Source organism: Nocardia sp. NPDC052254 (assembly GCF_040679495.1).
GTDB lineage: Bacteria > Actinomycetota > Actinomycetes > Mycobacteriales > Mycobacteriaceae > Nocardia.
In genome coordinates this window covers 224,054-241,052 of sequence record NZ_JBFAUW010000002.1, presented here as the reverse complement: position 1 = coordinate 241,052, position 16,999 = coordinate 224,054, and the positions used below count along the sequence as shown (strand labels likewise).

Genomic DNA, 16,999 nt, shown 5'->3' with positions numbered 1-16,999 from the left:
GACCTACCTCATCGCGATGCGCGAATCGGCCCGGCGCCTGCCGACGATCCGGAACCCGCATCCACCGATCGAGGTCCGCTGACGCGTCCGGGCCGCGAGGGCCGATCGTCGGCGGATCTCACAACCAGGGCGGCAGGTTCGGCAGGAAACCCTTCAGTGCCACTCCGTCGTCGCGGCCGATCAGCCAGGCCAGCAGCTCGGCCGCCGGGCCGGAGATGGTGTCGGTGGGGTCGAGGCCGACCGTGGTGGTGAAATCGGTGTCGGTGGCGACGAGGGTGAAACTCGGAGGCGGGGGCTGGGCGGGGTCGTGGGTCATGGGTTTGGCGTCGGGTGGGCGGTGTGCCGAGGCCGTGTGGTCGAAGGATCTGGCGACCTCGGGAAGCAGCCGGGCGACGAAGGTGGCCGGCCAATCCTCCGGGAGATAGCCGATGTTCAGGTCGACACGGTGAATCTCTATCTCGCGCAGGCGAAGCCAGGGGATGAGCGCGGCGGGCAGTTCCTTGCCGGTGCGGGCGCGGACCCGGAATTCCCAGCGCTCCGGCGGCATCGCCCGGACCATTCCGCTGAAGCGGGTCGCGGAGGCGCGCAGATCGTCGAGTTGTTCGGCGATGGGCCGCGGCGCGCCCTCCTCGATATCGGAATCACGCAGGAGTTGGCTTGCGTACTGCGGTGTTTCGATACCCGTGCGCGCCCACAGCAGCAGATTCACCAGGCCGTCGGCATTGCGGGCCAGATGGGCCAGCAGATGGCCGCGGGTCCAGCCGGGGAGCAGTGACGGTTCGGCGATATCGCTGTCCTGCAATGCTTCCACCGCGCCGAGCAAGGATCTGGTGGCCGCGTCGACGGTCTCGATCAGATCGGCGGGGGCGGTCGGTTCCGGCACTTCGCTGGTCACGTGGCTGACCCTAACGCAGCGCCGGGAACGCGCGCTGGACGTACTCGATTGCCTTCGGATAACTGCACGCCGATGCGCCGGGCACGGAAATCGAGCGGCTCGCACTGGGGGCGGGGCCGGTGCGGACGCGTTCGCATTCTCAGCTTCTACCCATGTTCCGCACAAAGCTGTGCCAGCCCCCGGTGCCACCGTGGACATATGAACACACTTGTCGAAGTACTCGTGATCGGGAGCATCCTGGCAATCTTCGCGGCCATGGCCGTCGCGGGCGTCGTGGCGGAATCCGCACCGCGCTCGCTGGTCAGGGTGCGGAAGCGCTGACCCGTTCCGCCACCCAGATCTGCACCGCCAGGGCGATCAGCCACAGCGACATCGAGCCCACTTGAATGCGCTGCGCGATGCCCAGCGCGAAATTGCCGGCCAGATTGTCGGCGATCATCATCCAGGCCGTGGCCGTGGAACCGATGACCAGAATCCACAGCCCGCTGTGCCGCAGAATCGGCCAGCGCCGATAACGGAATGCGGCGACGCTGAACGCGATCATCGACACGAAGATCGAGATCACCGCCAGCGAGCTGGTCAGCGCGTGGATCTGGTGCAATTGCGGGAACAGACCGCTGTCCGACGGCGGGCACGGCGCCGAACAGGTGTGCAGCGGCCATTGCGCGTCGGCGATGGTGGCGGCTCCGAAACAGCCCAGCGCCACCCAGGCCACGACCCACAGCCGCCGGCGCGAGAAAACGAACAGTGCCGCCACCGCCGATACCACGATCAATGAACCGGAGACGGTGTCACCGAGATCGAACACCCAGCGATAGGGACGGCCCTCGGCGTCCAATTCGCTGAGGAACGAGGTGACGGGATTCAGGTGGATCGGCAGGACGAATTCCAGAATCCAGGACGAATAGCAGATCCCCGCGATGGCGACGGCCGCGGCGATCAGTGAACGCACGATCCGGAAGCGTCCGCGGGCGGGCGCATCCTTTCGCTCCATGACGGCGATCGGACCGGTGTCGTCCGTCGCCGGCTGGCGCGGTGTCATCGCGTCGGCTTCATGATTTGCTTTCGCTTCATCTCAGCGCCCTCGTCCCTGGTGAACATGGGCTCGTGGATCAGCACCTTCCTCACCATCATGGCTCATCGGCCGAAAAGCGCCGATTGCACCCGATCGGCGCCCGCCGTCACATTCTCGTGTTCCCATATCCGCACGACCACCCAGCCCGCGGCGATCAGACGAGTGTCGGTATCGCGGTCGCGAGCCACATTCCCGGCCAATTTCTCCGCCCACCATTGCGCGTTGTTCTTCGGATGGGTGGCATGTTCCGGGCAGCTGTGCCAGAAACATCCATCGACGTAAACAGCCACTTTCCGACGCGGAAACACCAGATCGGCGCGACGGCGCAAACCTTTCAGCGGCGCCCGGTCCACGAAATAGCGCAGTCCGCGGCGGTGCAGTTCGCTGCGTAACGCGATTTCCGGAGCCGTGCCGACCCGCCGCTGCCGCGACATCCGCGCACTCGTCGCTGTGTCTTTGGCCTTCGCTTCGCTGCGGCGGGGGTTTCGGCCCCCTGTGCCTCGATCTTTCATTCCTCCGGTCAGTCGCTGCGCTCCTTTTCTCCGTCGCTGCACAATCGAGGCGGGCCGAAACCTACCCGGGTCGAACGCATCCGAAATGTCGACCCGGCGGGCGGGATCGTGGGCGGACAGTCGGACCTCGGACACAACTTCTACAGCGTGCGAGGTGGTCCCGGTGTTCCCCCGTTGCCGAACTGTCACGCTGCCTCTTCGGGCAGGCCTCCCATGCGCTGCAGGTGGTTTTCCATATCCGCGATGAAGCCCGGGGGAAAGCGCAGCGATCCTCGCGCTGCGCGGCGCAGGAAGCCTGCGGTGGCGCGGGACGACAGCAGCCGGGAGTCGTCGAGGAACCAGCGCAGATCCTCGTAGGGGGCGTGGACCGGCCAGGTCGACAGCGGTACGCGATAGGCCCGGCCGGCGTGGCCCCAGGCGGCGGTGGGCCAGCGGTGGGCGGTCAAGGGTGTGAACGGTACGTCCATGTCGCCGTCGGGGGCGGCCAGGCGGCCACCGATCCAGGACGCCATCCGCACGCTCACCGCATTGCCGACCAGCTTCCACCGATGTCCTGGGCGGACGCCCGGTGCGGTGAGGGCGGGTTCGGTCCAATCGCGCGAAAAACCCTGCAACCGTTCGGCATCGGTGATGCCCGGCGTCACGATCTCGCCCGCGGGCAACCGGACCGCAGGCGGACTGGCGATACCCAGTCCGGAACCGCCCTTGAGAGTCGGCACCGCATTGACCGCCCAGCCCAGGCCGCGCACACCTTCGGTCCAGTAGAAACCGCACGGATCCGTGGCCGGATCGCCGAGTTCGCGCGGTCCGGCGTCGGTGCCGAACAGCACCGGCCGGGGATCCTCCGAGCGGGAGGCCAGCATCAGCACCCGCTGACGGCGCTGGGGCAGGCCGAACGCGCGAGCGTCGACCACCCGGTAGGCCCAGGTGTAGCCGAGGTCCTCCAGGGCGGTGGTGATGTGCCGCATGGCCTGCCCTCGGCCCAGCTGCAGCATGAACGGCACATTTTCGATCAGCAGCCAACGCGGCCCGCGTTTGCGGCGCACCAGGCGGAACACCTCGTCCACCAGGCCGGATCTGTCGCCGGTGATACCCGCCGTTCGGCCCGCCTGGGACAGGTCCTGGCAGGGGAAACCGGCCGCGACCAGTTCGGTGCGGGCGGGGAGCGCTCGTAACCGGGTGACGTCGGCATGCGATTCGACATCGGGGAAGCGGGCGGCCAGGACGGCGCGGGCACCGGGGTCGATCTCGCAGAGGAGTTCGGTGGTCCAGCCGTGCGCGCTCAGCCCCAGTTCCAGTCCGCCGATCCCGGCGAACAGCCCGACCATGCTGTGTTGGTGGCCTCCGCTGTGCTTCGGCGGGTTCCCGGCCCTCGTGGCCTCGATGGTTCCCCTCCTCCGCTCAGTCGCCGCGCTCCCTCGCTCCGTAGGTTCAGATCGAGCGGTCCGAGAACATCCACGGTGCACCGGTGTGAAATCTATACCGAGCCCGGCGCGCCTTCATCGGCGTGCGTGAACACGTTACTCGAGCGGCGGGCGGGAGCCGGTGATCAGCCCGGGTTTTCGGACCGGCCCCGGCCCCGCGCCCGGGTTGCCCCGGGCCGCGCGCGGACATCCGGCAGCACGAATCCCGCTCGGGGCAAGCGCTTCCGGCGACGGTGAACACGGGCCGAGAATCCGCCGGACCGAACCGGGGGCGGAAGGTACGAAAATCAGTTGGCTGGGATCTGTCGTGCTGGCAATCTGGAGAGTCCGACGTGTTCGCCGGTGCCCGGGCTCGGGCCGGTGGCCGGTGGCATTCCCGCGCAAAAGATCTGACGAAGGGGGACAGTTGTGTCCGTCGTGACGGCGGCGGCCGTATCCGATTCGGAGGGCGACAGAACCGGGGCGGACGCCGAGAACTTCCTGGCCGACGGCCGGGTCATGGGGGCTGGGTCGCTGCGGCGGCTGTGGCCGGAGATGCGGCCGTATCGGGTGGCGCTGTTCGCGAGCGCGGCGCTGCCGGCGGTCGGGATGCTCTGCGATATGGCGCTGCCGCTGGTGACCGCGCGGATCGTGGACGGACCCGTGGCGCATCGGGATTTCGCCGGGATCTGGTGGCCGATCGCGATGGTCGCGGTTCTGGCGCTGGTGAGCACGCTGACCTCGTGGTGGCGCCGGTATATCGTCGCGGCGCCGGCGAGCCGGCTCGAGGTGGCGCTGCGGGCCAAGTTGTTCGAACGGCTGCAGGTGCTGTCGGTGGGCGTACACGACGGGATGGAATCCGGTCAGCTCACCTCGCGTGCGATCACCGATATGTCCACGCTGCGGCGCTTTTTCGCATTCGTCGCGCCGATGCTGATGTCGCTGAGCGTGACCCTGAGTCTGGGTGTGGCGCTGCTGTTCGTACTCAGCTGGCAGATCGGCCTGGTCGAGCTGGTGATCGCGATTCCGCTGGTGGTGCTGGCCCGCCGATTCGAACAGGGCTACGGCGCGGCCTCGCGGGCCGCGCAGGACCAATCGGGCCATCTGGCGACCACCGTCGAGGAGTCGGCGCAGGGGATCCGAGTGCTGAAAGCCTTCGGGCGGGGACCGTGGTTCGGCCGTCGGTTCCGCGATCAGGCCGGTCAGCTCCAGGCCCTCGAGCTGGTCAAGGTCCGGCTGGCCGCGCGGTTGTGGACGGGGCTGAACACCCTGTCCGCACTCGGTATCGCGGCTGCGCTGGCGATCGGCGCCTACCTGCTCACCCAGCAGGCGATGACCGTCGGTGCACTGGTCGCCGGAATCACCCTGACCACCTATCTGCAGTGGCCGACCATGGGAGTGGGCTTCGGTCTCGCCGAAGCCAATCACGCCCGCACTGCCGCACAACGGTTCTGGGAGGTGATCGATACTCCGATCGATATCACCGATCCGCACCATCCGGTGGATCCACCCGATCCGCCGCGCGGTGAATTGCGTTTCGACCGGGTCCGTTTCCGCTTCCCCGATGCCGATCACGATCTCCTGCACGATATCTCGCTGCGGCTGCGCCCGGGGGAGACGATCGCGGTGGTCGGTGCCACCGGTAGCGGGAAGTCGGCACTGCTGGGACTGGTTCCACGGTTGTTCGACGTGGCCGGCGGATCGGTGACGATCGACGGGATCGATGTGCGATCGATGCGGTTGTCGTGCCTGCGATCCCAGGTGTCGGTGGCCTTCGAGGATCCGGTGCTGTTCTCCGCCAGTGTGCGGGAGAACATCACGCTCGGCTATCCGGATGCCACCGACGAGCAGGTCCGGGAGGCGCTGGAGGTGGCCTGTGCGGCGCAATTCGTCGAGGAGCTGCCGTGGGGGCTGCGGACCAGGATCGGTGAGCAGGGCCTGAGCCTGTCCGGCGGTCAGCGGCAGCGCCTGGCCCTGGCCCGCGCCGTACTGGACCGGCACGAGCATCCCGGCGGTCACGTCGTGGTGCTCGACGATCCGCTGTCGGCCCTGGATGTGAGCACCGAGGAGCAGGTGCAGCGGCGCCTGCGCACGGCCCTGGCCGGGGCGACCGTACTGCTGGTGGCGCACCGTCCGTCCACGGCGGCCTGGGCGGATCGGGTCGCGGTTCTCGACGAGGGCCGCATCATCGCCGACGGACCACACGAACGACTACTCGAAACCTGTTCGCGTTACCGGGAATTGATGGGAGGTGATCTCGATGTCGACACATCCGGGCACATCCGTGAACACGGTTCCGCCGGCGGAACCGGCCGCACCCACGAGCACGGCCGCACCCACGAGCACTGATCCCGCGCACGATGCCGCCGGCACCACACCCGGTCCGTCGGAATCGGAGTGGCGTGGTGTCGCCGCCGAGGACGGTGAGCAGACCGACTCCGTGAATCTGGCCCTGGCCGCACGATCGCGCCGGCTGCTGTGGTCGCTGGTCCGGCCGTACCGGCTCTCGGCGGCCCTGGCGCTGCTGCTGATCGTGGTCGACAATGCCGCGCTGGTGGCAACACCGCTGTTCGTCGCGCACGGTGTCGACACCGGTGTGGGGCAGGCCGTGGCCGGACATTGGCTGCCGTTGTCGCTGGCCGTCGGCGGGATCGTCGTCTGCACCGCGGTCGGCGGGGTGACGACCTTCCTGTTCCTGCGCATCTCCGGCCGGTTGAGTCAGCAGGTGCTGTTCGATCTGCGGATGCGGGTGTTCACGCATGTGCAGCGGCTGTCGATCGATTTCCACGAGACCTACACCTCGGGCAAGATCGTCGCCCGGCTCACCAGCGATCTGGAATCGCTCGAGGATCTGCTCGAGCGCGCACTCAACGACGCACTGAGCGCGATACTGTCGGTCGCCACCATCGCGGTGATCCTGGTCTGGCTCGATATTCCGCTGGCACTGGTGGTGCTGGCCGGATTCGTACCGCTGGTGTTCGTCACCCGCTGGGCGCAGCGACGCCAGCGCGCCGGGTATCGCCGCACCCGTACCGCGATCGCGAAGGTGGTCGTCCACTTCGTCGAGACCATGGGCGGAATCCGTGCGGTACAGGCGTTCCGGCGCGAGCGGCGCAACGAGATCCTGCTGTCGGATTCCGATGCCGAATATCGCGCCGCCAATGCCGGCGCGCTGTCCGGGATGGCGAGTTACATCGGCCTGGTGCGGCTGATCAGCAACACCACCAATGTCCTCATCCTGGTGGTGGGTGCGTGGCGAGTCATCAACGGGCACACCGAGATCGGCGTCCTGACGGCGTTTCTGCTGTATCTGCGCCAGTTCTACGGGCCCATCGACGAATTGGCCCAGGTGTTCAACTCGTATCAGTCCGCGGCCGCGGCGCTGGAGCGGATCTCGGGCGTTCTCGAGGAGCGGCCGAGCGTCACCGAGCCACGGGTGCCGCATCGGCTCGGCCGGGTGCGCGGTGAATTGCGCCTGGCCGAGGTCGATTTCGGCTATCCCGAGCGCGACGGTGCGCGGGCGCGCCCGGTCCTGCCGCGCTTCACGCTGACCGTTCCGGCGGGTCAGGTGGTGGCACTGGTCGGGGCGACCGGCGCGGGGAAGTCCACACTGGCCAAACTGATTTCGCGCTTCTACGACCCGTCCTCGGGCAGCGTGTCCCTGGACGGCACCGATCTGCGCGACATCGCCGATGCCGATCTGCGCCGGACGGTGGCGATGGTGACCCAGGAGTCGTATCTGTTCTCCGGTTCGGTGGCCGACAACATCCGGCTCGGCCGGCCCGAGGCCACCGACGCGGAGGTGCACGCCGCGGCGCGCGCGGTGGGGTTGTACGACTTCGCGATGTCGTTACCGGACGGTTTCGGCACCGATGTGCGCAAACGCGGTGGACGGTTGTCGGCCGGGCAACGCCAGCTGGTGGCGTTCGCCCGCGTGTTCCTCGCCGATCCGGCGGTGATCGTGCTCGACGAGGCGACCTCCAGCCTGGATATTCCGGGTGAGCGACAGGTTCAGCACGCACTCGAGACGGTGCTGCGCGGCCGGACCGCGGTGATCATCGCGCATCGGCTCTCGACGGTGGCCATCGCCGACCGGGTGCTGGTGATGGATGCCGGGCGCATCGTGGAGGACGGGACACCCGCCGAACTGATCGAATCGACCGGCCGGTTCGCGGCCCTGCACGCCGCCTGGCGCGAATCGCTGGTGTAGTACGGATGAACATCTCGTGCGCCGCGACCGAGCCGACGGCTCGATTGTCACTTACGGTGGAGGGGTGAGTAAGCCAGCCGAGGGCAAATCCGAGACCGCCCGGGCGAGCGACGGCGGTGTGGACGCGCCGCCTCGCTGGCCGGCCGTTCTCACCTGGCGTGCACACGACGCCGCCCGGATGGAATCGGTGCGGGTGGTTCTCACCGGAAACCGGATCCGCGCCTCCGGGCGCATCATCGGCGGTGACTGCGGCGAACATCCGGCATTCAGCGCGTCCTACGATCTGGTGACCGATGAGCTCGGGCGTACCAAACGGCTCTCGTTGCGCAGTACCGTCGCTTCCGGGGAGCGGCACGCCTCGATCGCGCGTGACGAGGAGAACTACTGGCTCGTCGATGCCGGCAACACTCATGTGCGGTCGATGTTCGGCGGCGCCCTGGATGTGGACGTGCTGCTCAGCCCGTTCTTCAACACCCTGCCGATCCGACGGTTCGGCCTCGCGCACATCACCGAGGACGTGCAGGTCCCGGTGGTCTATGTGCGGCTGCCGGATCTGCTGGTGGGCGAGGCGATCCTCACCTACAGCAGTGGGGCGGACGGCATCCACGTGCTGTCGCCGGTGTCGAGTGCGACCGTCACCGTCGATGACGACGGGTTCGTCCTGGACTATCCGGGCCTGGCCGAGCGGTTCTGAGGGCCGGTCGGTGACGCTGCGCAGCCCGCCGGTCGGCCGGACCCGGTGCGGGTGTCCCGCACATTTCTGATCAGTCCAGCGCCCGGATCACACCGCCGCGCTGTCCGGCCTCGCGCAGCCGTTCCAGCCAGTCCTCGTCACCCGGCCGGATATCGGTGATGTCCCAGCTTTGCAGGGTGTCGTAGCGGTCGCGTTCGCTGTAACCCGCATCGATGAGATCGCCCAGGGTGCCGTCGCTGCGCAAGCTGTCGCGGGCGGCGGTGAGCAGGCGCAGGGCATCGTCGAGTGCGCCGGTCAGCGCGGCCGCGTTGGGCTCGCAGATGGCGCGCACCAGATCCGGGGCGGTGGCCGCGACCCGGGTGCCGTCACGGAAGGATCCCGCGGCCAGGCCGAGGGCGAGATCGCCGCCCGCGGCGCCCGCGACCGCCAGCGCCTCGGCGAGCACATGTGGCAGATGCGAGATACGGGCCACCGCGCGATCGTGTTCGGCGGCGACCGCGGGCACCACCACCGCACCGCAGTCCAGCGCCAGCCGCGCCACCCGGATCCACGGTTCGGCACGGGTGCCGGGATCGACGCCCACGGCCCAGGCGGCATTCCGGAACAGGTCGGGAGACGATGCGGCCCAGCCGGATTCGGCGGTTCCGGCCATGGGGTGGCCGCCCACGTAGTACGCCCCCAGTTCCTGGCGGTGTACCTCCGCGCGCACCGGCTCCTTCACACTCACCACATCGGTCAGCGGGCAGCGGGGCGCGAAGGTTCGCACGTCCGCGAGCACCGTCTCGATGGCCGGCATCGGCACCGCCAGCACGATCAGCGCATTCTCGTCGGCGGCTCGGCCGAGTACCGCCGTGACGTCGGATCCGACATCGAATCCGTCGGCGCGGGCGGCCCGCACACCGGTCTCCGAGCGGTTGTAGGCCCAAGCCCGGTAGCCGGCCGCGGTGGTGGCGCGCAGCACCGATCCACCGATCAAACCCGTACCCAGAACGCACACCGAGGACTTCCGATCGACTGTCACCGAATCAGATTCGCATACGACTTCAACATTTCCGCCGAAGCCGACTACCGTTGCGGCCATGGCACAGCGCTCGAGCACGAACAGGGCCACGTCGGACGATTACGACGACGTGGAAGGGTTCGCCGTGGCGGTTGTCCGCGAGGACAGCACATGGAAATGCACCCCGCTCAGCGCCGAGGCGCTGAGCAGCCTGTCGACGGCCGAGGACGAGCTGCGCGCATTGCGCAGTACCGGCGCGGTCTTCGGTCTGCTGGACGTCGACGACGAATTCTTCATCGTCCTGCGGCCGGGCCCCACCGGTAGCCGCCTGCTGATCTCCGATGCGACGGCCGCGATCGACTACGACATCGCCGTCGAGGTACTCGAGGCACTGAATGTCGAGGTACCCGATATCGATCCCGACGAGCTCGACGACATCGAGCCGTGGGAAGAGGGCGATCTCGGCGTCCTGTCGGATCTGGGCCTGCCGGAGCCGGTCCTCAGTGTGATCCTCGCCGAAACCGATCTCTATCCGGACGAACAGCTCGGCATGGTCGCGCAGCGGCTGGGCTTCGCCGACGAATTCTCCGCGGCCCTGGACAAGCTGCCCCATTGAACCCGGCCTCTCCCGGGACCGCGGACGAACTACTGATCCGCACCGCACTCGCGGCGGCCGCGACCGCCGACCCGCGCGATGTGCCGGTCGGCGCGGTGGTTTTCGACGCGGCCGGCCGGGAGCTGGCGCGGGCGAGCAATGCCCGCGAGGCACTGGGCGATCCCACCGCGCACGCCGAGATCCTGGCGCTGCGCCGCGCGGCCGAGGTGGTGGGTGACGGCTGGCGACTCGAGGGCACCACCCTGGCCGTGACGCTGGAACCCTGCACGATGTGCGCGGGCGCGCTGGTCGCGGCCCGGGTCGGCCGCCTGGTCTTCGGTGCCTGGGAGCCCAAGACCGGCGCTGTCGGCTCGCTGTGGGATGTGGTCCGTGATCGCCGCCTCAATCACCGTCCCGAGGTCCGTGGCGGCGTGCTCGAAACCGAATGCGCCGCCGTTCTGGACGACTTTTTCCGCCTCCACCGGCCCTGACCACTCGATTTCGGTTTCGGCGGACCGGTCCGGTAAAGTCACCTGCGGTGGCGTGTCCGAGCGGCCTAAGGAGCACGCCTCGAAAGCGTGTGTGGGGTAACCCCCCACCGAGGGTTCAAATCCCTCCGCCACCGCCAGAGCTCCTCACCCGTCGCGGGTGGGGAGCTTTTTCGTTTTCCAGTCGTGCGGCGATGCCGGTCCGCGGCCGGGCGTGCCGACATCACCGTCCCGGTACGTTGGTGCGCGTGGAACTACGAATCTTCACCGAGCCCCAGCAGGGGGCTACCTACGATGATCTGCTGCGGGTTGCGAAGGTGACCGAGGAGGCGGGGTTCGATGCGTTCTTCCGGTCGGATCACTATCTGAAGATGGGCGGGGTGTCGGGTCTGCCGGGCCCGACCGACGCCTGGATCACGCTGGCCGGTCTGGCCCGCGAGACCTCGCGGATCCGGCTGGGCACCCTGGTCACCGCCGCCACCTTCCGGCATCCGTCGGTGCTCGCCATTTCGGTGGCCCAGGTCGATCAGATGTCCGGCGGGCGAATCGAACTCGGCCTCGGCGCCGGGTGGTTCGATGACGAACATCGCGCCTACGGCATCGAACTGCCGGAGATCCGCGAACGATTCGACCGCTACGCCGAACAGCTGGCGATCATCACCGGCCTGTGGAGCACCCCGCTCGACGACACCTTCTGCTTCACCGGCAAACACTATGAGCTGCAGTACAGTCCGGCCCTGCCCAAGCCGGTGCAGCAGCCCGGCCCGCCGGTGATCATCGGCGGTGCCGGTAAGAAGCGCACACCGGAACTGGCGGCCCGCTACGCCGCCGAGTTCAATCTGCCGTTCGCGCCCGCGGAAGCGGCTGCGGCGCAATTCGATCGGGTCGCCGCCGCGGCCCGCGACATCGGTCGCGACCCCGCCGAGATCGTGCGCTCGGCCGCGCAGGTGCTGTGCGTGGGCCGCGACGAGGCCGAGATCGCCCGCCGGGCCGAGGCGATCGGCCGTGAGGTCGACGAACTGCGCACCAACGGTCTGGCGGGCACGCCGTCCGAGGTGGCCGACAAGATCGGCCGCTACCGCGAGAAGACCGGGATCACCCGTCTCTACCTGCAGGTCCTGGACCTGTCCGATCTCGAGCATCTGGAGCTGGTCGCGGCGGAGGTCGCTCCGCAGCTCGGCTGAGGTCCGTTCCCCGGCCGGTCGCACCGGACCGGCCGGGGGCGGCTCAGCTCACTGTGACCGGACTCTTGGGCTCGTCCGGATCGTCGACCTGCAGATCCCGTAGCCGCGCGCCTTCCACATCGATGTCCGGCACGATCCTGCTGAGCCAGCGCGGCATCCACCACGCCGACTCACCCATCAGCACCAGCAGCGACGGGATCAGGACCATCCGGACCAGGAAGGCGTCGAACAGTACGCCCGCGGCCAGGGCGAAACCCATGGATTTGGCGGTCGCGTCCGATTCCAGCAGGAACGATCCGAAGACCGAGATCATGATGATCGCCGCCGAGGTCACCACGCGCGCACCGTGGTGATAACCCGAGATCATGGCCTGCTTCGGATCCTTGCCGTGCACATACTCCTCGCGCATCCGGGTGACCAGGAAGACCTGGTAGTCCATGGCGAGTCCGAAGACCAGGCCGATCAACATGATCGGCAGGAAGCTCACGATAGGTCTCGGTTCGGAGATCAGGCCGAGCGCACCCTCCTGGAATATCAGGACCGTGGCCCCGAAGGTGGCGGCCATGGACAGCAGGAATCCCAGTGCGGCGGTGAGTGGTACGAGCACCGAACGGAACACCGCGATCAGCAACAGGAACGCCGCACCCGCCACGATCGCCAGATAGGGCAGGATCTTGCTCAGCAGCGCATGGTCCACATCGGCGTAAATGGCCGTGGTGCCGGTGATTCCGTATTCGATGCCGTACCGGTCGTGCAGCTTCGCTTCGGCGTCGCGGGCATTGCGCACCAGATCTTTGGTGTCCTGTTCGTTGGGTCCGGTGGTCGGGACCGCGGTCATCAACGCGCCCTCGCCGTCACGGCTGAGCTGTGGCTGGGTCACGTAATCCATGCCGGGGTAGGCGGCCAGTTCGTCGTGCAGCGCGGTCAGTGCGGCCTGTTTGCGATCGGCGGGCACACCCGACAGATCCTCGACGATCTCCAGCTTGCCGTTGCTGCCCGCGCCGAACCCCTCGGTGCGCAGGTCGTAGGCCTTGCGGATGGTGGTGGTCTTGGGCTGACTGTCCTCACCCGGCAGGCCCAGATTCAGATGCAACGCCGGTGCGGCGAGCAGGCCGAGAATAACGACGCTCACGATCAGCGTCAGTACCGGCATCCGCCCGATCACCCGCGCGACCCGCATACCGTTGGTGACCGAGGAGTCGTCCTCGGGATCGTGCTGGGCGATCAGCGGAATCTTGGGTTTGAACAGGAATCTGCCGAACGCGCCCAGCAGTGCCGGCATCAGTGTGATGGCGGTGAGTACCGCGAACGCCGCGGCGATCGCACCGCCCAGACCCATGAAGGTCAGGAAGCGGATGTTCACGATCGCGAGTGCCACCAGGGCGATGATCACCGTCGCACCCGCGAAGACCACCGCGGACCCGGCGGTCCCCAACGCGGTTCCGGCGGCATTCTCCGGTGAACTCTGCACGGCGAGTTCGTGTTTGTAGCGCGAGACGATGAACAGCGCGTAGTCGATGGACAGCGCGATACCGATCATCGACGCCAGGAAGGTCGTGAAACTGGGCACGGACATGAAGGAGGTGCCCAGGAAGATCACCGAGGTGGCCGCGCCGAGGCCGACGATGGCGGTGATGATCGGCACGAAGGCCGCGACTATCGCACCGAAGGCCACGATCATCACCAGCAGTGCGACGCCCATACCGATCATTTCGGCCTGTCCGCTGGGCTGTTGCTGTTCCATTGCCAGCGAACCGCTCATCTCGACCTGCAGACCGGCGGCCCGCGCATCGTCACCGACCGCGAAGGCGGCCGTCCGATCGTCGTCGGTGATATCGGTGAATTTGGCGATCGTGAACGGAACCGTCAGCACCGCAACGGTATCGGGCTGTTCCCTGTTGAGTACGTTCAGCGGCGCGGCACTGCAGCGCGAGATGAAGTCGGGTGCGGTGCGGTCCCCGGTGAGGCAGCCCATCTGCTCGGTGGCCGTGACCGGATCGACCAGCGCAGTGGTGTGATCGACGATGTTCAGCGCATTCAATTTCCCGACCACGCCATCGAGTTGAGCTCGCTGGGATGCGTCGGTCAGTTTCTGTCCCGGTGCCGCCCCGAAGACATAGGTACCGGTGACGGCTTCGAAACTGAATGCCTCCGACATACCCGGAAAGTGTTTGTCCATGATCTCGGTGGCACGTTCCGAGGGCAGGTTCGGAATGGTGAAGTCATCGTTCATCGGCTTCTTCAGCTGGGTGCCCAGACCGGCGATGATCAGGAACAACACCAGCCAGACCGGCAGCACGAACCACTTGTGCCGAAAGGCGAATCTTCCCCACCGATACAGATAGACGGACACGATCACTCCTAGTGGTCGCGGGTCCCGAATCCATACGCGAACCGGGGCCGATCGCTGATCGAGCTGTGCGGTTGCCGAACTGGAGAACTCGCCTTCGAGTCTGCTGTCTGGTTGCTGCAAGATCAAGAACTCTGCCGGATCGAAATCTGGCGGGTCCGGATACGACTCGGGCCCCCACCCGGAATCCGGATGGGGGCCCGACGGCGCCGGCGATCAGCCGACCGGCACGGGTTCCTTCTCGGCCGCTTCGTCGCGGTTGCGCTGCTGCAGTTCGCGCAGCTTGGTGCCCTCGACGTCGATGTCCGGCAGGATCCGCTCCAGCCACTTCGGCATCCACCACGCCCACTTGCCCATCAGGACCAGCAGCGACGGGATCAGCACCATGCGGACCAGGAAGGCGTCGAACAGCACGCCCGCGGCCAGTGCGAAGCCCATGGACTTCGCGGTCACATCCGGCATCAGCACGAATCCGGCGAAGACCGAGATCATGATGATGGCGGCGGAGGTGACCACCCGGGCACCGTGGTGGTAGCCCGAGATCATGGCCTCCTTCGGCGACTTGCCGTGGACGTATTCCTCGCGCATGCGGGTCACCAGGAAGACCTGGTAGTCCATGGCCAGGCCGAAGACCAAGCCGATCAACATGATCGGCAGGAAGCTCACGATCGGATGCTGATCACCGATCAGGCCGAGCTTGTCCTGCTGGAAGATCAGCACGGTCGCGCCGAAGGTGGCCGCCATCGACAAGAGGAAGCCGAGGGCTGCCGTCAACGGCACCAGAATCGAGCGGAACACCAGCACCAGCAGCAGGAAGGCCGCGATCGCCACGATCGTCATATAGGGAACGATCTTGCCGAGCAGGGCATTCGACACATCGGAGTAGATCGCCGTGGTGCCGGTGATGCCGTACTCCATGCCGTACTTCGCGTTGAGCTCGGACTCCGCGTCCCTGGCGTGTTTCACCAGGTCCTGAGTGTCCTCGTTATTCGGCCCGTGCGTGGGCACGGCGGTCATCTGCGCACCGGTGCTGTTCGCGTAGTCCGCGGTCTTGGTCTTCGGGTCGACCTTGTTCGTGGCCGGCATGGTCACGAAGTCCATGCCCGGGTACCCGGCCAGCTTGTCGTGCAATGCCGTGACGGCTTCCTCGCGCTGCTCCGGCTTCACCTTCGTCAGGTCGGCGACGACCATCAGCGTGCCGTTGCTGCCCTCGCCGAAACCTTCGGTGCGCATGTCGTAGGCCTTGCGGACCGTGGTGGTCTTGGGCTGGCTGTCCTCACCGGGCAGGCCGAGGCTCAGATTCACCGCGGGTGCGGCGAGCAGGCCGAGCACGATCACGCTGGCGCCCAGCGTGAGCCACGGAGCCTTGGCGATGATCCGGGCGAAGCGCTTGCCGTTGGTGACGGCATCGTCGTCCTCGGTATCGGTGCGGGCGACGAGTGGCAGCTTCGGCTTGAACAGGAAGCGGCCGGTGGCACCCATCACCGCGGGCAGCAGCGTCAGCGCGACCAGGATCGCGAAGAAGGCCGCGAGCGCACCGCCCAGACCCATCCAGGTCAGGAAGCTCACGCCGACGATGCTCAGCCCGCACAGCGCGATGATCACGGTCATACCGGCGAACACCACCGCGGAGCCGGCGGTGCCGATGGCCACACCCGCCGCTTCCTCGGGCGAATCCTGGACGGCGAGTTCGTGTTTGTACCGCGAGACGATGAACAGCGCGTAGTCGATGGACAGCGCGATGCCGATCATCGAGGCCAGCACGGTGGTGAAGTTCGGGATGTCCGCGATGGAGGTACCCGCCATGATCAGCGCGCCGGCCATGCCGACGCCGACGATGCCGGTCACGATCGGCACGAACGCGGCCAGCAGTGCGCCGAAGGCCACCATCATGACGATGAAGGCCACGACGTAGCCGATCATCTCCGAGGCGCCGCCGGTCTCCATCTGCTGGGTGGCGATGCTGCCGCTGAGCTCCACCTGGAGCCCGGCCTGGCGGGCCTCGTCGGCGACGTTGTAGGCCTCTTCTTGCTGCGCCTCGGTGAGATCGGAGAAGGACTTGATCTTGAAAGGCACGGTGAAGTAGGCGACGGTGTCGGCATTGTTGTTCTTGCCGAGCACATTCAGCGGGGCCAGCCCGCACTTGGCGATGTAGTCGGGGTTGGTGCGATCACCCGAGGTGCAGCCCATCGCCGTCGTCGCGGTGACCGGATCGATCAGGGTGCCCGGATGCGCGGGGTCTGCTTTGATCTTGGTCTTGTCGACGATGTCGAGGTTGTTGATCTTCTGGACCAGCGCCTGCAGCGCCTTGTGGTTGTCCGGGTCGGTCAGCTTGCCGTGATCCGGCTTCGCCACGTAGGTGCCGGTCACCGCGTCGAACTTGAACGCTTCGGAGGCGCCCGGGAATTCCTTGTCCAGGATGTCGGTGGCCTTCTGCGACGGCAGCCCCGGCATGTTGAAGTTGTCCTGGCTCTGCGTCTTCAGCCCGACGCCGACAGCGCCGACGATCACGAAGATCAGCAACCAGACCGGTAACACGATCCATTTTCGGCGGAAGGCGAACTTCCCCCACCGATAGAGGTACACGGACACG

At 67.2% G+C, this 16,999-nt stretch carries 13 protein-coding genes, 1 tRNA gene and 1 pseudogene; 8 read left to right on the top strand and 7 right to left on the bottom strand.

Annotated elements, in window-relative coordinates:
- Window positions 1–118: 118 nt before the first annotated feature.
- On the bottom strand, window positions 119–895 hold the full coding sequence (locus AB0L57_RS06080) for a maleylpyruvate isomerase family mycothiol-dependent enzyme (protein WP_364957937.1): 777 nt from the start codon (window positions 893–895) through the stop codon (window positions 119–121).
- A 198-nt stretch (window positions 896–1,093) separates the two neighbouring features.
- Here AB0L57_RS06080 and AB0L57_RS06075 point away from each other — a divergent pair, with 198 nt between their 5' ends.
- A complete protein-coding gene (locus tag AB0L57_RS06075; RefSeq protein WP_364957935.1) occupies window positions 1,094–1,216 on the top strand; it encodes a hypothetical protein in 123 nt (40 codons plus the stop codon).
- Here the strand turns inward: AB0L57_RS06075 and AB0L57_RS06070 are convergent.
- The 3 genes and pseudogenes from AB0L57_RS06070 to dcm all read right to left on the bottom strand — a co-directional run bounded on the left by AB0L57_RS06070 (window position 1,197) and on the right by dcm (window position 3,810).
- Complete coding sequence (locus AB0L57_RS06070) at window positions 1,197–1,937, bottom strand: DUF998 domain-containing protein (RefSeq protein WP_364957932.1); 741 nt, start codon at window positions 1,935–1,937, stop codon at window positions 1,197–1,199. The genes AB0L57_RS06075 and AB0L57_RS06070 overlap by 20 nt on opposite strands.
- A 95-nt stretch (window positions 1,938–2,032) precedes the next feature.
- Window positions 2,033–2,419 (bottom strand): annotated as a pseudogene (locus tag AB0L57_RS06065) (very short patch repair endonuclease); the annotation flags it as partial.
- 248 nt (window positions 2,420–2,667) lie between these two features.
- Window positions 2,668–3,810: a DNA (cytosine-5-)-methyltransferase gene (gene dcm / locus AB0L57_RS06060; protein ID WP_364957930.1), complete on the bottom strand. Its 1,143-nt coding sequence runs from the start codon at window positions 3,808–3,810 to the stop codon at window positions 2,668–2,670.
- A 504-nt stretch (window positions 3,811–4,314) separates the two neighbouring features.
- Here dcm and AB0L57_RS06055 point away from each other — a divergent pair.
- The 3 genes from AB0L57_RS06055 to AB0L57_RS06045 all read left to right on the top strand — a co-directional run bounded on the left by AB0L57_RS06055 (window position 4,315) and on the right by AB0L57_RS06045 (window position 8,789).
- Window positions 4,315–6,234 carry an ABC transporter ATP-binding protein gene (locus AB0L57_RS06055; protein WP_364957927.1) on the top strand — a complete coding sequence of 640 codons (1,920 nt, stop codon included), beginning with the start codon at window positions 4,315–4,317 and terminating at the stop codon, window positions 6,232–6,234.
- Complete coding sequence (locus AB0L57_RS06050; protein ID WP_364957924.1) at window positions 6,146–8,095, top strand: ABC transporter ATP-binding protein; 1,950 nt, start codon at window positions 6,146–6,148, stop codon at window positions 8,093–8,095. The genes AB0L57_RS06055 and AB0L57_RS06050 overlap by 89 nt, the downstream gene beginning before the upstream one ends.
- Before the next feature lie 118 nt (window positions 8,096–8,213).
- On the top strand, window positions 8,214–8,789 hold the full coding sequence (locus tag AB0L57_RS06045; protein ID WP_364959267.1) for a putative glycolipid-binding domain-containing protein: 576 nt from the start codon (window positions 8,214–8,216) through the stop codon (window positions 8,787–8,789).
- Between the two features lie 70 nt (window positions 8,790–8,859).
- Here AB0L57_RS06045 and AB0L57_RS06040 read toward each other — a convergent pair whose 3' ends face one another.
- A complete protein-coding gene (locus tag AB0L57_RS06040; protein ID WP_364957921.1) occupies window positions 8,860–9,810 on the bottom strand; it encodes a prephenate dehydrogenase in 951 nt (316 codons plus the stop codon).
- 58 nt (window positions 9,811–9,868) lie between these two features.
- Here AB0L57_RS06040 and AB0L57_RS06035 point away from each other — a divergent pair, with 58 nt between their 5' ends.
- The 4 genes from AB0L57_RS06035 (at window position 9,869) to AB0L57_RS06020 (ending at window position 12,056) form a co-directional block, all read left to right on the top strand.
- Complete coding sequence (locus AB0L57_RS06035) at window positions 9,869–10,405, top strand: tRNA adenosine deaminase-associated protein (protein WP_364957918.1); 537 nt, start codon at window positions 9,869–9,871, stop codon at window positions 10,403–10,405.
- Window positions 10,402–10,875: a nucleoside deaminase gene (locus tag AB0L57_RS06030; RefSeq protein WP_364957915.1), complete on the top strand. Its 474-nt coding sequence runs from the start codon at window positions 10,402–10,404 to the stop codon at window positions 10,873–10,875. The genes AB0L57_RS06035 and AB0L57_RS06030 overlap by 4 nt, the downstream gene beginning before the upstream one ends.
- Window positions 10,876–10,921: 46 nt before the next feature.
- Window positions 10,922–11,012: transfer RNA gene (locus AB0L57_RS06025), tRNA-Ser, on the top strand.
- Between the two features lie 108 nt (window positions 11,013–11,120).
- Window positions 11,121–12,056, top strand: coding sequence for an LLM class F420-dependent oxidoreductase (locus AB0L57_RS06020; RefSeq protein ID WP_364957912.1), 936 nt, complete (start codon window positions 11,121–11,123; stop codon window positions 12,054–12,056).
- Between the two features lie 43 nt (window positions 12,057–12,099).
- On the opposite strand, the gene AB0L57_RS06015 is transcribed toward AB0L57_RS06020, so the two are convergent.
- Together AB0L57_RS06015 and AB0L57_RS06010 are read right to left on the bottom strand one after the other, a co-directional pair.
- Window positions 12,100–14,409, bottom strand: a complete 2,310-nt coding sequence (locus AB0L57_RS06015) for an MMPL family transporter (RefSeq protein WP_364957909.1) — start codon at window positions 14,407–14,409, stop codon at window positions 12,100–12,102.
- A gap of 213 nt (window positions 14,410–14,622) precedes the next feature.
- Window positions 14,623–16,998 carry an MMPL family transporter gene (locus AB0L57_RS06010; RefSeq protein WP_364957907.1) on the bottom strand — a complete coding sequence of 792 codons (2,376 nt, stop codon included), beginning with the start codon at window positions 16,996–16,998 and terminating at the stop codon, window positions 14,623–14,625.
- Window position 16,999: the final 1 nt, after the last annotated feature.

Excerpts from the sequence above, each read along its gene's own strand:
- AB0L57_RS06075 (WP_364957935.1), top strand. The coding sequence starts at position 1,094 with ATGAACACACTTGTCGAAGTACTCGTGATCGGGAGCATCCTGGCAATC.
- AB0L57_RS06050 (WP_364957924.1), top strand. The coding sequence starts at position 6,146 with ATGTCGACACATCCGGGCACATCCGTGAACACGGTTCCGCCGGCGGAA.
- dcm (WP_364957930.1), bottom strand. The coding sequence starts at position 3,810 with ATGGTCGGGCTGTTCGCCGGGATCGGCGGACTGGAACTGGGGCTGAGC.
- AB0L57_RS06070 (WP_364957932.1), bottom strand. The coding sequence starts at position 1,937 with ATGACACCGCGCCAGCCGGCGACGGACGACACCGGTCCGATCGCCGTC.
- AB0L57_RS06035 (WP_364957918.1), top strand. The coding sequence starts at position 9,869 with ATGGCACAGCGCTCGAGCACGAACAGGGCCACGTCGGACGATTACGAC.